Source organism: Anaerococcus sp., from assembly GCF_030825785.1.
GTDB lineage: Bacteria > Bacillota > Clostridia > Tissierellales > Peptoniphilaceae > Anaerococcus.
Genome location: NZ_JAPJPG010000041.1, coordinates 1 through 14132 on the forward strand (window position 1 = coordinate 1; position 14132 = coordinate 14132).

At 34.4% G+C, this 14132-nt stretch carries 13 protein-coding genes; 2 read left to right on the forward strand and 11 right to left on the reverse strand.

Annotated features, from left to right (window positions below; translation table 11 throughout):
- Positions 1-577: 577 nt before the first annotated feature.
- Positions 578-838 carry a BCCT family transporter gene (locus RCH56_RS07610; protein ID WP_373690237.1) on the forward strand — a complete coding sequence of 87 codons (261 nt, stop codon included), beginning with the start codon at positions 578-580 and terminating at the stop codon, positions 836-838.
- Positions 839-864: 26 nt separating this feature from the next.
- Here the strand turns inward: RCH56_RS07610 and RCH56_RS06255 are convergent, their stop codons facing one another.
- A complete protein-coding gene (locus RCH56_RS06255; RefSeq protein ID WP_306484120.1) occupies positions 865-1746 on the reverse strand; it encodes a radical SAM protein in 882 nt (293 codons plus the stop codon).
- Between the two features lie 77 nt (positions 1747-1823).
- Between RCH56_RS06255 and RCH56_RS06260 the strand changes: the two genes are divergently transcribed.
- A complete protein-coding gene (locus tag RCH56_RS06260) occupies positions 1824-2372 on the forward strand; it encodes a hemerythrin domain-containing protein (protein ID WP_306484121.1) in 549 nt (182 codons plus the stop codon).
- Positions 2373-2420: 48 nt separating this feature from the next.
- Here the strand turns inward: RCH56_RS06260 and RCH56_RS06265 are convergent, their stop codons facing one another.
- The 10 genes from RCH56_RS06265 to RCH56_RS06310 form a co-directional block, all read right to left on the reverse strand.
- Positions 2421-3563, reverse strand: a complete 1143-nt coding sequence (locus tag RCH56_RS06265; protein WP_306484123.1) for an ABC transporter ATP-binding protein — start codon at positions 3561-3563, stop codon at positions 2421-2423.
- A gap of 2 nt (positions 3564-3565) precedes the next feature.
- Positions 3566-4441 carry a carbohydrate ABC transporter permease gene (locus RCH56_RS06270; protein WP_306484124.1) on the reverse strand — a complete coding sequence of 292 codons (876 nt, stop codon included), beginning with the start codon at positions 4439-4441 and terminating at the stop codon, positions 3566-3568.
- On the reverse strand, positions 4428-5078 hold the full coding sequence (locus RCH56_RS06275; protein ID WP_240308895.1) for a carbohydrate ABC transporter permease: 651 nt from the start codon (positions 5076-5078) through the stop codon (positions 4428-4430). Before RCH56_RS06275 ends, RCH56_RS06270 begins: the two co-directional genes overlap by 14 nt.
- Positions 5079-5284: 206 nt before the next feature.
- Entirely contained in the window at positions 5285-6673 is a 1389-nt protein-coding gene (locus RCH56_RS06280) for an ABC transporter substrate-binding protein (RefSeq protein WP_306484125.1), read from the reverse strand.
- A gap of 106 nt (positions 6674-6779) precedes the next feature.
- Positions 6780-7496 (reverse strand): glycerophosphodiester phosphodiesterase, encoded by a 717-nt coding sequence (locus RCH56_RS06285; protein WP_306484126.1) that lies wholly within the window; start codon positions 7494-7496, stop codon positions 6780-6782.
- Between the two features lie 106 nt (positions 7497-7602).
- Complete coding sequence (locus tag RCH56_RS06290; protein ID WP_306484127.1) at positions 7603-9240, reverse strand: AarF/ABC1/UbiB kinase family protein; 1638 nt, start codon at positions 9238-9240, stop codon at positions 7603-7605.
- A 109-nt stretch (positions 9241-9349) separates the two neighbouring features.
- A complete protein-coding gene (pepF, locus tag RCH56_RS06295) occupies positions 9350-11128 on the reverse strand; it encodes an oligoendopeptidase F (RefSeq protein WP_306484128.1) in 1779 nt (592 codons plus the stop codon).
- Positions 11129-11136: 8 nt separating this feature from the next.
- On the reverse strand, positions 11137-11973 hold the full coding sequence (locus RCH56_RS06300; protein WP_306484129.1) for a hypothetical protein: 837 nt from the start codon (positions 11971-11973) through the stop codon (positions 11137-11139).
- Positions 11963-12640 carry a rhomboid family intramembrane serine protease gene (locus RCH56_RS06305; protein ID WP_306484130.1) on the reverse strand — a complete coding sequence of 226 codons (678 nt, stop codon included), beginning with the start codon at positions 12638-12640 and terminating at the stop codon, positions 11963-11965. Before RCH56_RS06305 ends, RCH56_RS06300 begins: the two co-directional genes overlap by 11 nt.
- 26 nt (positions 12641-12666) lie before the next feature.
- The gene (locus tag RCH56_RS06310; protein ID WP_306484131.1) at positions 12667-13767 is read right to left on the reverse strand and encodes a glycerate kinase; all 1101 of its coding nucleotides are present in this window, start codon (positions 13765-13767) and stop codon (positions 12667-12669) included.
- Positions 13768-14132: the final 365 nt, after the last annotated feature.

The following is a 14132-nucleotide window of genomic DNA, read 5'->3' on the forward strand; positions in this document are numbered from 1 at the left end:
GTGTTATGCACGCCGCCAGCGTTTATCCTGAGCCAGGATCAAACTCTCATAAATAGTTTGTTATGAGAATCTTTTGATCAAGACTCTATCATTTACATCTGACTTATATCAAATGCGTGATTTAAATTTTGTCCTCATCTTTTATATATATAAAGATAAGAATCATTGTACTCAAAGTATTAACTTTGGTTGTTGTTATTGTATTCTATATAATTTATGATTATCATCTTATGATGTTAATCTCGGTTCAACGTCGCTTGTATCTTGCGACTCTTATATGATACTACATAAGTTTTTGTTTGTCAAATAATTTCATCATTTTTTTATGATTTTTTTAATTTTCCAAAGCTTTAAGCTCATGCGGTATAAGATAAGTATACACCCTCAAGAGTGACTTGTCAAATATTTTTTCTTTTAATATTTTCCGCTCGCTCTTGGAACGTGCCTTATTATAATACTATGGATTTTTCTTCTTGTCAAATAATTTCTTTTTTTATTTTTCTTTCTATATATATGCTATATTTATATATGCTATATTTGTTTCTATCCTTTTTCTTTAAGTTAACACAAAGGAAAGATTACCCCCTCCAATAAGAAGAAAATAGTTTGGGGAGCTCTGCTTGCCCTTATAGCTATATCCCTCCTATTTTCTGGCGGTCTTACAGCTCTTGAAAATACCCTAATCATTGTAGCCTTGCCTTTTTCTCTGGCAATAATTTTTATGATGATTTCCCTACTAATAGAGCTAAAACACGAAAAAAATAAAATGGGACTTTCAATAACGCCAGATAGGCTTCCAAAAACAGATCAACCTTTCAAATCCTATAGCGAAGACTAAAAAAATCGCCTCCGGGCGATTTTTCTTTACCTAGCTTGCCTCTCATTTGTTGAGTTCAATATCTCAGGGCTTAGGTTTTCTAGGGCATAATTTAGTTTTTCCAATATTTTGTCCTTATTTTTAAATCTATGACTTACGTTTATGAGATTTACCATGTGTCCTGATGAGAAAAGAGCTTCGTCAGGATAGTCTAAATTTTCTACTAAGACTATTTGTTCCTTTATAATTTCTCCAAGGCTTGCTTCCTTAAAATCTCCTTCTTTCCTCATTTTGTAAAGCTCAGATCCATATTGGACCGATGTTGTCATAGGAAATATAGATTTGGCTGGGTAGATATTTAGAAATTCTGCCGTAGCCTTGGCATTTACTTCTGAATTTCCACTTCCTGCCACTCCCATCATAAGGATGGCATGATAGCTTAGTCCTGCTTCTTTTATTTTACCTAGGGAATCCTTGTATTCTTCTAAGTTACAACCCTTATTTATCTTAAGTAGGGCTGGCTCGTAAGCTGTCTCCACTCCTATATATAATTCATCAAAACCCAATTTCTTTAACTCTTTAAGTTCTGCTACTGTTTTGTTCTTCATATTATAAAATGAGGCATATGAAGTTATTGTTTTGATATTTGGTAAATATTTATGGATTAATTCCCCTATTTCCTTAAGTTTTTCAAAAGATAGGGCGAAGGGATCTCCATTTAAGAGATAGATTCTTTCAAGATTTGGATAGTAAAATGCCAACTCCTCCAAGTCACTTATTATATTTTCCTTGGGAGCTAGAGAAAAAGGTGTGTGTTGATACATAGTGCAAAATACGCACTTGTTGTGAGAGCATCCTCTAGTTACTTCCAAAAGAGGCGTCCTTGCCTCAAGGGGCGGCCTATATATTTCGTTTCCTGTATAATGCATACATCCTCCTAATTAGATTATACAAGAAGGCTAGTAGTTTTCATAAAAACTCTAGTATAATATATAGAGGTGATAATATGAAAGCTATAGAAATATTAGTAAAAGAACACGATCAGATAACAAAGTTTTTGGATAGGTTAGAGGAAGAATGTCTTTCTATTCTAAAGGATAAAACTATAGATGAGGAATTCTTCAGAGCAAGCATCTCCTTTATTAGAGAGTTCGCAGATGGAATCCATCACAAGAAGGAAGAAGATATACTTTTTAAATATATGATAGAAGAGCTAGGAGTTTTGGGAGAAAAAGTCATAAAAAATGGTATGCTAGTCGAGCATCAACTTGCTAGATCCTATGCGTTTAAGCTTGAAAACTCACTAAATTCTTACAAGAAAACAAAAGATGATAGAGATATCCTCCAGATTATCGCAAACTCTATGGCCTATGTAAATCTTTTAAGAGAGCATATAGATAAGGAGAATTCTACGGTATATACTTTCGCAGAAGATAGGTTAAAAGATGATATCAAAGAAAAAATCGAGAAAGAAAGTGATAATAGACTAAAGGAAGACGAGCTATCCTATAAAAGAAAGGAAGAACTTCTTAACATTATTTTCAAAAAGTTATAATCGTAATTTAAAGACATACTTAGTCTAAAACGACTAGTATGTCTTTTCTTATGCATCTATAACTTCTTGTAGTTTTATAGGATCTACGTTTTTTTCAGGAAATGAAATACAAATTTCAGTTTCTATATCAAAAATATAGGTGTTTTCCTCACTAATACTTATAGGAATTTCCTTATCAACTAATATAGGATCTTTAGAATCAAAGCGCATCACTATTGTTTCTCCCCTATCGGTTCTAGTATAACCATAGGTATCTGATCCCATGTACTCAACATTCGAAAACTTAACTTTTATATCAGATTCCTTATCGTAGTTAAATTCTTCCGTCCTGATTCCTAGAAGGATTTTTCCCTCTTCTACTTTCTTTTCTAGAAGATCCTTCGTCTTAAAGTCAGGTAATTTAATCTTTCTAGAAAAAAGTTCTACATAAAGCGAAGATCCTTCTTTTGTTAAATTGCTTTCGATTATGTTCATCTTAGGAGAACCAATAAATTCTGCAATAAATCTATTCCTTGGCCTATAATATAGGTTCAAAGGTGTATCAAATTGGACAAGTTCTCCTTGATTTAAAACTGCAATCCTATCTCCCATTGTCATAGCTTCTATTTGATCGTGAGTTACGTAGATAAATGTTGTATCTAACTCCTTATGAAGTCTGACTATTTCAGATCTCATCTCCACCCTTAGCTTGGCATCAAGATTTGATAAGGGCTCATCTAATAGAAAAACCTTGGGATTTCTAACCATTGCCCTTCCCAAGGCGACTCTTTGTCTTTGTCCTCCAGATAATTGGGCTGGTTTTCTATCTAGGAGAGCTTCAAGTTGCAATATCTTTGCAATTTTTTCAACCTTTTGATTTATATTCTCTTTCTTTTCTTTTTGCATCTTTAAAGCAAATCCCATATTATCCCTGATACTCATATGAGGATATAGGGCATAAGATTGAAATACCATAGCTATATCCCTATCTTTGGGGTTTACATCATTCATCCTAGCTTCATCTATATACAAATCTCCCTTGCTTATTGGTTCAAGCCCTGCAATCATCCTAAGTGTTGTAGACTTCCCGCAGCCAGAAGGGCCAACTAGGACTACGAACTCCTTATCTTTTATATCAAGATTTATATTCTTTGCTCCTTCGAAGCCATTATCATATATTTTCCAAATATCTTCTAATTTTACTTTTGCCATAATTACCCCTTTACTGCTCCTGTAGTTAGTCCCTTTACCATATTCTTTTGGGCGAACATAAATATTATTAGCGATGGTATCATACAAACTACAACCCCTGCTATCATCAAAAGCATCGATTGTGAATCTGCTGAATTTAGCATAGATATACCAATTTGCACCGTCCTATATCTATCAGATCCAGTTATAAGAAGTGGCCACATATACATATTCCATGCTCCCAAGAAAGATTGTACAGCCAAGGCTCCTATTGTCGGTTTTGAAAGAGGAATAAGGATTCTAAAGATAAAACCCAAATCACTTGCTCCGTCTATCTTACTTGCCTCATAAATTTCCATAGGAAAAGATTTAAAAGCTTGTCTAAAGAGAAAGATTCCCATGGCACTAGTTAAGTAAGGTGCAACCAATCCAAAAAATGAATCTGTAAAGCCCCATCCAGAAATCATCAAGAAGTTCGAAATTATGGTAGTTTCTCCAGGAATCATAGTTGTCGCCATTATTATCGCAAATAGAATTCCCTTTTTCTTAAAATTTAGAAAGTGAAGGGCAAAAGCAGATAAAATTGCAGTTACCATTTGAAAGAAGGTTATGATTACAGAAACTATAAGAGAATTTATTATATAGCCTTCTATTGGGGCTATCTTAAATACATCCTTATAATTATTAATAGTTGGGTGTGCTGTAAAAAAAGTCTTGTCGTACAATTCATGACTAGGCTTTACACTCATAACGAAAGCATAGATTATAGGAAATAGTACAAAGAAAACTACTATAATATTTAAAATCAATCTTAGTACTTCAGTCTTTTTAAGACTTCTTTTTATAGATTTTTCTTTTTGTTTAGCATTAATCTCTTTTACATTGCTACTTACTTGCATTATTGTCTCCGTTTGATCTAAAGGCTATGATTGTAAGAATCATAACTATAAAAAATAAAACTACTGATTCAGCGGAAGCATAACCATACCTGTAGTTCATAAAGGCATTTTTATAAATATCATGCACTATTACATTAGTTGCCTCTCCTGGTCCACCTTGAGTAAGAAGCTTTATTTGTCCGAATGATTGGAAGGCATTGATTATATTAGTAACTACAACAAAAAACATTATAGGTCTTACTGAAGGAAGGGTAACATGCTTAAACTGATTCCAGTTATTTGCTCCATCAATTGAAGCTGCTTCATACAAGCTGTCATCTATTCCAGCTAGTCCTGATGAAAAGTACAAGAAATTCATACCTGAGTTTAGCCATGCTGTAAGAATACCTACACTTACAAGAGCCCAATTAGGGTCGGCTAGCCAGTTGACATTTGTTTTTAAAATCACATTTAAAATTCCTACAGATTGGTTAAGCATTACTTTAAATACTAGAGCCATACCTGATGAAGCTATAGCTATAGGAAGAGAATAAGCAGCCGAGAATAACCTGATAGCTGGAAAATTTACTCTGCACAAAAGTGCTGTAGAAAATCCTATTAGAACACCTATAATTACAACTATAACAACATAAATCATGGTTACCTTTAGACTGTTCCAAAAAGAAGGGGAAGATAGAAGATCCGAATAATTTTTAAATCCAATAAAAAGAGTATTGGCCCCCATATTATCCGTTGCGTACAGACTACGAATAATAGTCTGTACGAAAGGATAAAATACAAATAGTGCTAATAGAGCCAGTGCTGGAAGCATGTAAAGATAGGCTTTATTATTGTATTTATTCATTATTTGTTAACCTTGTTGTATGATTCTAAGGCAGCATCTATTTCTTCTGCCATCTTTTTGCTTGCATCTTCTGGGCTTATATTTCCATTTAGGACCTCTTCAATGTACTTTTCCATAATTTGTCGAGATTCTTGATACACTGTTGCAAGTGCCCCTTGATCTTCTGGTTTTGAATCATGTAACTGATCGATTGCAGTCTCAAATTGTGGAGATTTCTTAATTAGATCTTTGAATTCCTGTGTCTCGAGTACTCCCTTATTTACTGGGAAATATCCAGTATTGGCATTCCAATATGTTTGGGATTCGACACTTACTAAGAACTTGATGAAATCCCATGTTCCTGCCATTTTTTCCTCATTACCTGAATTTATAGCATATAAAGATGCGCCTCCGATTGAAACTCCATTTTTATCAGAATCTTTTACAGATGGGAAATATGCAGTGCCAACTTCGAATCTATCTCCTACTTCTGATAATATTTGTGTAAGAGAAGCAGTTGATGCAAATGTCATAGCGCTTGTTCCTGAATTAAATTCTGCAGTTCCACCTTGTTTGCCAACATTAGGTGCTATACCTTCATCAGCTAGATCTTTCCATGACTTAAGTATATTAGTAACACCACCATTTTCTTCGAATACTGATTTTGTAGGATTAGCTTTTCTACCATTTTCATTATCAAATAGGTCAAGCCCTTGTTTATTCATGAATTGATCAATCCACCAACCATATACACTAAAGGAAATAGGCATATCTGTAACACCAGATTCCTTAAGTTTTTGACCTACAAGCTTCATCTCTTCCAAAGACTTTGGAACTTCCACACCAGCTTTCTCAAACATATCCTTGTTGTAATAAAGAAGAGGTGTTGAAGAGTTAAATGGCATAGAGTTTAGTTTTCCATCTACTGTATAATAAGCAAGAAGATTATCTTCTAATTGACTTGTGTCATAATTTTCTTCATCGATAAAATCTTGCATAGGTTTGATAAGACCTGAGTCGATCATATATCTTGTTCCTAATTCAAAAACTTGAACCAAATCAGCGCCGACATCCTTGCCTGAAGCAGATGATCTAAGTTTTGTAAGAGCATCGTCGTATTCTCCTTGGAATTCTGCCTTCACAAAATATTTATCTTGTGACTTATTATATTCAGCAACTAGATGGTCTATGGCGTCGTTTAAATTACCACCCATTGAGTGCCAAAATACTATAGTTGTCTTGCCATCTGAACTAGTGGCATCATTGCTACTGTTTGATTCAGAGCTTTCACTATTTTTACTATCTTTTCCTGTATCAATTGATTTCGAATCCTCATTACGTCCTGCACATGCAGTTAAAGTAACGAACATCAAGACTAACATTAGTCTGCTAGCGATTTTTTTAAACATAATTCCTCCATTTATTTTATTTCCTTTAGAATTATAAAGGAAATATATCAAATTTTTTTATTAACTTTGTAATGTTTTTGTAAAATAAATCTATTTTTTATTAAATTTATTTTATAAGTAAGTCACTAACCCTATCAGGAAAATCTGTTATAAGGCCTGTCGGATTAAGGTCTAGACATTTGCTGAAGTCGTAGTCCGCTTTGCCAAACCAAATATTTAATCCTATATTATTTTCCAAGAATTTCTCTGCTATTTCTTTGTTAATAGTGAAATTTAACGGATGGAAATATTCCATTCCCATGTTTTTCACGTATTCCCATGGTTTATACAGTCTTGATGATTCTAGGACTCCACATTTTATTTCTCTATCTATTTCTTTCATCTTGATTAAAGAATTGTGATTAAAAGACGAAATTATTATTTTATCCTTCATACCATATTCATTTATGAGGGCATAAACTTTTTTCTCTATTCCCTCGTATCTTATAATGGACGTCTTAAGTTCAATGTTTGTAATGATATCTTTGTTTTTAGCAAAGTCAAAGTATTCTCTTAAGGTAGGTATTGTCTGGACTTCACAATTTAGATATCCCTTTGAAGCATTTAACTTTTTAAGTTCTTGTAAAGTTTTATCTTTTATTAGACCCTTTCCATCTGTAGTTCTTTCTAAAGTTTCATCATGAATTATTACAAGTTCACTGTCCTTTGTAAGGTGAACATCAAATTCTATACCATCCGCTCCCGTTTCTATTGCTTTTTCATAGGCGAGCATTGTATTTTCTGGATATACTCCCTTAAATCCCCTATGGGCTATGTTTAACATTTTTCCTCCTTAGCTTTTTACTATAGAATATAGTAAAGGATTTTTGTAAAGAATAAATTAAGCCCTAGTAAAATTCATAAAAAATAGGCCCCCGAAGGAGCCTAGATTATTTTCCTTTTTTCAGTAAGCCTTTCAGTAGGTAAAGAGAAAAAATCAAGCTTATTGTTAAAATCAATATTATTAGAAGTCTCATATCCTTATTGTTTAACCCGATTAGAGCAAGGCTTAATATAGAAGATGATATGATTAGGCAAATACCTATAAAAACTATGGCATTAACCTTTCTTTTTTCAATTCTCTCAAAAAGTTTGAGATCCTTATCACTTCTTTTTTGCTCTATAGCGAAATCTCCTCTTTCTAGTTGCCTTAATATATTCAAAGAAGCTTTGGGCAGCTCATTTATAAAGCTTGCTGAATTGTAAGTATTTTTAAGTATTTTGTTTGAGACTATGTCTGGGCTTAAGAGTTTAAGAGCCATGGGTCTTGCTAGGGGTATAGCTAGGGCTATGAAGGATTCTTCTGGGACTAGCTTTTCTATAAGACCTTCTACAGTTAATACAGTTTTGCCGAAATTAGTAAGCTCTGATGGGATTTTGATTGAAAAATCTACCAATAGCCTATAAAAGTCCTCTATAAGTTCTACTAATTTTAGCTGGCTAATATTCATAGCCATGTATTTATCCAAAAGCTTTTGGATTCTTCTTTCAAAAATCGGTATCTTCTTGCTATCAAAGGCCAAAAGTCCCATGCCAAGTATGGCATCTGTCACAAGGCTTACTTCGTTAAAACTTGCTCCTAGAAATATTTTGATTATCTGATACCTGTAGTTTTCCGAAAGAGTAGATACAATACCAAAATCAATTAGATATAGATTATCATCCGAATCTACAAAGATATTTCCAGGATGGGGATCCGCGTGGAAAAAGCCATAGGAAAACATCTGATTGGTGTAGGCCTTGATGATTTTTTTGGCAAGAGACTTTCTTGTATCTGGGTCTTTATCGTAACTTGATCTAATAGTTTTACCATTTATGTATTCTATAGTTAGGACCGACTTCCCACAATAATTTTCGTAGACAGCTGGAGATGATAGGTCACTTGACCTCTGATTATCTTCCCTATATTTTAAGATGTTTTCCTTTTCATTTTTGAAATCAATCTCTTTTCTTAAAGTTTTACCAAATTCTTCTAGGACTTCTCCTAAGTCGAAGGATTCGATAAAGTTAAGTTTACTCTGATATTTCCTATATAAGTCCCTTATAATAGTGAGATCTTCACTTACCCTCTCTTCTATATCTTTTCTTCTAACCTTTACTACGACCTTTTTGACCGAATCATCTGTCCTGATATAAGCTAAGTGGGTTTGGGCAATAGATCCTGTCGCCAAGGCTTTTCTATCAAATTCTACAAATATCTCTTCAATATCTCTAGCAAATTCTTCTTCTATAGTTTCTCTTATATAGGAGAAATCCTCTTCCTTTACATCATCTTGGAGCTTTTCTAGTTCGTTTATTATATTGTCTGAGAATATATCTCTCCTGGTAGATAAAATTTGGCCGAATTTAATAAAAACTGGCCCCAAGTCCTCAAAGAGGGTGACAAGATTTTGACCAAGGCGAATCTCTCTTTCTTTATCTTCCTTCCTATTATTTCTATCCTTAGCAAAGACAAACCTCATATCTCTAATAAGCTCTGGATTCATAAATTTCTTTACTATTTCATATTTTCTCTTCCTATAAGTCATAAGATACTCTTTTCTATTTATTAAAAGCTACACTTATATTTATATTTACCCAAATTAAAGCTTAAATAAAAAAGGCTACAGCATAGCCATAGCCTCATAACTTATATTTTTATAATATTGCTTCTCTTAAATCTTTTAGAGCATCTCTTGCTACATCCATAGCCTTTTGCATGGCATCCTTGCCTGTCATATCGACTCCCGCTTTCTTTAGGACTTCTAGTGGATATTCGCTCTCTCCTGCCTTTAGGTAGTTTAGATAAGCCGCTCTATCCTCATCTGTTCCGTGAAGGATTTTTTGACTTAGGGCAACGGCACTCATAAATCCTGTCGCATATTGGAATACGTAGTAGAACATGTAGAAGTGTGGGATTCTCGCCCATTCTGCAGATATAAATTCATCTACTTCTATATCTTCTCCGAAAAGATCTTCGTTTAATTCTTTGTATATTCCGTGAAGCCTTTCTGCAGGAATTGGCTCACCAGCTTCTACTAATTTGTTTACCTTATGCTCGAATTCTGCAAACATAGTTTGTCTAAAGACTGTTGATTTGAATTGGTTTACAAAGTAGTTTAGTAGATAAGCTGTTTCTTCCTCAGACTTAGAGTTTTTGAGCATATAGTCTAGGAGAAGAAGCTCGTTGGTAGTTGATGCAATCTCTGCCAAGAATATTGAATAAGAACCGTATTGGTATTCTTGATTGCTCCTTGTGTAGTAGGAGTGCATGGAGTGACCTAACTCGTGAATTACTGTAAATACATCATCTATTGTATTTGTGTAGTTGAGTAAGATGAATGGTTGAGTATCGTAAGAGCCTGATGAGTAAGCTCCGCCCCTTTTGCCCTTGTTTGGACAAACGTCGAACCATCCCGTTTCAAATCCCTTCCTTGCTACTTCTACGTATTCCTCGCCGAGTGGTTTGATAGCTTGGAGGACGATTTCTTTAGCTTCGTCAAATTCGATTTTCCTATCATAATCTTTTACAAGTGGCATGTAAATATCATGGAATCCTAGGTCATCTACTCCGAGGAATTCTTTCCTAAGAGTGGTGTAATCTCTGTGGATATCGACATTATCGTGAACTACCTCTAATAGGTTGTCGTAGATTTCTTCTGGTAAGTTATTAGCAAACAAGCTCATTTCTCTAGCTGATGAGAATCCTCTAAGCTTAGCTTCTGTGTTGTGAGCTGAGAAGTCTCCATCTAGAGTGCTTGCTAGGGTATTTGAGAATTGTCTATAGATCTTATAATATTTCTCATAGACTTCACGTCTAAAATTCCTGTCCTTATCTTGTTGCAAGTTTACGAAGTTCGCATCGGTGATTTCTATCTCTTCCCCATCTTTTTCTACACTTGGAAAAGACATATCAGCATTTGAGAAAATCATATAGGTCGCACTTGGATTTTGGGCAGTCTTACCAAAGCTTGCTATTATTTGTTCACTTTTCTCATCCAAGGTGTGGTCTTTATACCTAGCAATATCTTCAAAGTAGTGAGAAAGATGAGCTATCTCAGGATCTTTTAGATATTCATTAATCTTTTCTTGATCTGTTGCCAAAAGCTCCGGCCTTACGAAAGATAGGGCTTCGGTTAAGGCAACGTATGTGTTGGTAGCTACCTGGTCCATCTCTTGGTATTGGGTAACTCTAGTATCTTCATCGCTTTTTAATGATGCGTAGACATAGGCTTTCTCTAATTTTCTAGAAAACTCTTCGTCTAATTTGATAAATTCTTTGAAATTATCTAAACTAGATGTGATTTTTCCCTTAAAGCCTACTAGCTTATCAGCTAATTTCTTGACATTTTCTATATCTTCGTAGAAGTCTTCGTCTTTTTCATAAATCGAAGTCGTATCCCATTTTAATCTTTGATCTATATCTTTTCTTTCCATTTTTTCTCCTATTTTATCGTGATGGTGTCTTTCCCATCTTCAGTCTTTCTCTTTTCGATATTTAAAATCTCCTTATCCTTTTTATCGTAAAGAAGATTTCCTATTTCAAGCTCTTCTCCTAAAATAGTGTCCTTCGCCAAGTCCATATCTAAGTCATAGGCCCTAGAAATATCTTGTAAATATTTATCTTCAGCTTCTATCCTGGCCCTTATAGCTTCCTTAAGGTCCTTCTTAGTAGAAGTTTCACTAGATTCTACCAAATCATCTAGCCTTCTGACTTCAGGCTCAATCTTTCCAGTCGTATTGTAGAAGGAAAAAGAATCGAGCAGGCTTAGATATTTATTGTATAAATAGTAATTACTTAGGCTTTCATTTTCAAAGACTAAAAGCTCGCTTACTAAAAGCATAGGTCCGCTTTCCGAATCAAAGCTTATGACCTTGATCCTACTTACAAGCTCACCTTCTCTTGAAAGAGGTCCGTAAGTATACTCAACCTTTCCTTCATCGTCATAGACTAGCTTGAGATTTAATATATTTGCTTGGTCTTTCTCTAGCACAAAACCAACTTGACTTCCTGCAAAATTTATCTCCTTGATAAATCCTGTAGCCTTATCAAGGCTTATATTATCACCAATAACAGCCTTCTTATAATCTTTTTCGAAGTCGATTTTTCTAATAGTCTCCTTGGTAGATGCGTCCTTGTAAGTTACCTCCGGCATCTCTATAGTTTCTTTGGGTTTATCCACTTCGTCAATCTCTTTCTCGAACTCCTCCTTAGACTGAAAGGAACATGCACTTAACAAAAACACTAGACTTAATATCCATAACTTCATCTTATCCAACACCCAGACTCTTATTACCAATTCTTATAAACAAGAAAGCCAAGATTATGAAGGCTAATACAGAAATCAAGATGGTAGTCTTTGGAAGCTGTCTGTTTACAACAGGGAAAATTCCAGCAAGAAGAACCCCTGCCAAAAATCCTCCCATGTGTCCTTGAATTCCAATTCCAGGTGCAAGCAAAGAATAGACTATATTTATAACTATTATAGAAATAAAACTTGCCCCAAGTCCTCTTAATATCTCATCATCCTTGTAGTTAATCATAAGACCAATAGCAAGTCCAAACATCCCATAAAGGGAAGTGGAAGCTCCGGCAGAGACAGTATTGGCCCCGCCGAAAGCATAGGTAAAGATATTACCCAAAACTCCAGCCAGGATATAGATTATTAGAAAGTTAATAGATCCATAAAGTCTCTCAAAAAGAGGGCCTATATTATAAAGGAAATACATATTAAATAAAATATGAAAAAATCCAATATGAATAAAGGCTGCCGTAAGGGCTCTCCACCACTCGCCTTGATAAAACAAGGGCTTGACCATTGCTCCAAATCTTACGAGATTTTCAATATTCTCGCTTCCTCCTGTCAAAGTCATTATAGCGAAAACTGCTATATTGATTATCATAAGGACAGTCGTCACTTTTGTTTCTCCTAATTTTTTAATATTCATAATAGATAATTGTACCGCTTTCCTAGCTAATTTTCAGGACTTGTGAGATATTTGTTATTAATCTCGCCTGCCAATTGTCTGATCTTTTCTAAAAGAGAATTCCTATCAAGACCTGACTCTATATGGTATTTGTAAATATAATCAAAGTAGGTCTTGTCGTAATTATCTTCATTGTTATCATCGTGAAGGAAGATAATCTTTATCTTATCATTGTATCTTTTGGCAAGTTTCGCCATATTTATAGAAGAATAGGCATTAAACTGACTTAAGTCCTCACCTAAAATCAGATAATCCATATCCTTAATCAAATCTTTAAAATCAACCTTTTCCAAAATATAGTCCATTGGTTGGGTGATTTTTGCCTTAAAGTAAGTAAACAAGGCCCAAGCACATCCGCCACCAGAACCTAAAGAAGGAAAATCAACATGACCAATTCCTAAAAGATCGGCGGTCTTTTCCATGAAGTTCTCACATCCTCTAAAAAGCCTTGCCACATCAAGATCGCTAGCTCCCTTCCTGTAGGCTCTGTTTTCAAGAAAAGAATTTTCTCCAAAAAGAGTCATCTCACTGCTTGTAGCAATCTTGATATCAGCCTTCTTAAATCTCTGATCAATCCCATCTATATCAATCCTACTAACCTTGGCCAAATTTTTGGCTACAGGAGAAAGACTATTATCATCCTCATCATAGAACCTCGCTCCCAAGGCATAGAGCATGCCCATTCCCATATCGTTGGAAGCACTATCGCCTACTCCTATATAAAAGCTTTCCGCCCCATTGTTCAAGGCATCCAGAAAGACTTCTCCAAGTCCCAAGCTCGATGCATTCATAACATCAAGGTCCTCCTTATACAAAAGAGAAAGCCCTGACGATTCGGCCATCTCTATAGTAGCAAAACCATCATTTAACAAATACCTCGCGGTAATCGCTTCGTTTAAGGGATTATGTACATTGACATAGTGGTAGTCTCCCTTAGAAATAAACTTCATCGACTCTATTGTTCCTTCTCCTCCGTCGAGAAAGGGTATAGGATAAGCCTTAGAGGACAACTCCTCCTTAAAAATCCTCCCCATAGTAACAGAATCTTCAAAATTTTTGATTGTATCTATAGCTATTAATGTTTTCATTTTATCTCCTCATCCTTACCTATACCCTAGTTAGACATATATAAAATACTTTTGTTAAAAAAATCACTTAGAAATATAAAATATCTTATTTTTAGATATTACTTTTCGGGTAAACGCTATAATGAAGGATACATTCTAGAAAATATAGGTAATTAAAAGGATGGTACTATGATAGATATAATCCTCATTTTGATAACAATAACATTTGTTGTGATTACTGCTTACTAAGCTGATAAAAATAAGCATAAAAGCAATAAGAGCTTTTCATACAAACTATCAAAATTTATTGCAAACACATTAAATTTCGTTACTTTTTTAGATACTAAAGACGTTAATAATATAATTGATGATATAGAAGATAAAAA

What these genes read in the sequence shown, in the direction of transcription:
- RCH56_RS06290 (WP_306484127.1), bottom strand. Translation starts at nt 9,240, where the DNA reads ATGACTTATAGGAAGAGAAAATATGAAATAGTAAAGAAATTTATGAAT.
- pepF (WP_306484128.1), bottom strand. Translation starts at nt 11,128, where the DNA reads ATGGAAAGAAAAGATATAGATCAAAGATTAAAATGGGATACGACTTCG.
- RCH56_RS06310 (WP_306484131.1), bottom strand. Translation starts at nt 13,767, where the DNA reads ATGAAAACATTAATAGCTATAGATACAATCAAAAATTTTGAAGATTCT.
- RCH56_RS06265 (WP_306484123.1), bottom strand. Translation starts at nt 3,563, where the DNA reads ATGGCAAAAGTAAAATTAGAAGATATTTGGAAAATATATGATAATGGC.
- RCH56_RS06275 (WP_240308895.1), bottom strand. Translation starts at nt 5,078, where the DNA reads ATGATTTATGTTGTTATAGTTGTAATTATAGGTGTTCTAATAGGATTT.
- RCH56_RS06260 (WP_306484121.1), top strand. Translation starts at nt 1,824, where the DNA reads ATGAAAGCTATAGAAATATTAGTAAAAGAACACGATCAGATAACAAAG.
- RCH56_RS06255 (WP_306484120.1), bottom strand. Translation starts at nt 1,746, where the DNA reads ATGCATTATACAGGAAACGAAATATATAGGCCGCCCCTTGAGGCAAGG.
- RCH56_RS06270 (WP_306484124.1), bottom strand. Translation starts at nt 4,441, where the DNA reads ATGCAAGTAAGTAGCAATGTAAAAGAGATTAATGCTAAACAAAAAGAA.
- RCH56_RS06305 (WP_306484130.1), bottom strand. Translation starts at nt 12,640, where the DNA reads ATGAATATTAAAAAATTAGGAGAAACAAAAGTGACGACTGTCCTTATG.
- RCH56_RS06285 (WP_306484126.1), bottom strand. Translation starts at nt 7,496, where the DNA reads ATGTTAAACATAGCCCATAGGGGATTTAAGGGAGTATATCCAGAAAAT.
- RCH56_RS06280 (WP_306484125.1), bottom strand. Translation starts at nt 6,673, where the DNA reads ATGTTTAAAAAAATCGCTAGCAGACTAATGTTAGTCTTGATGTTCGTT.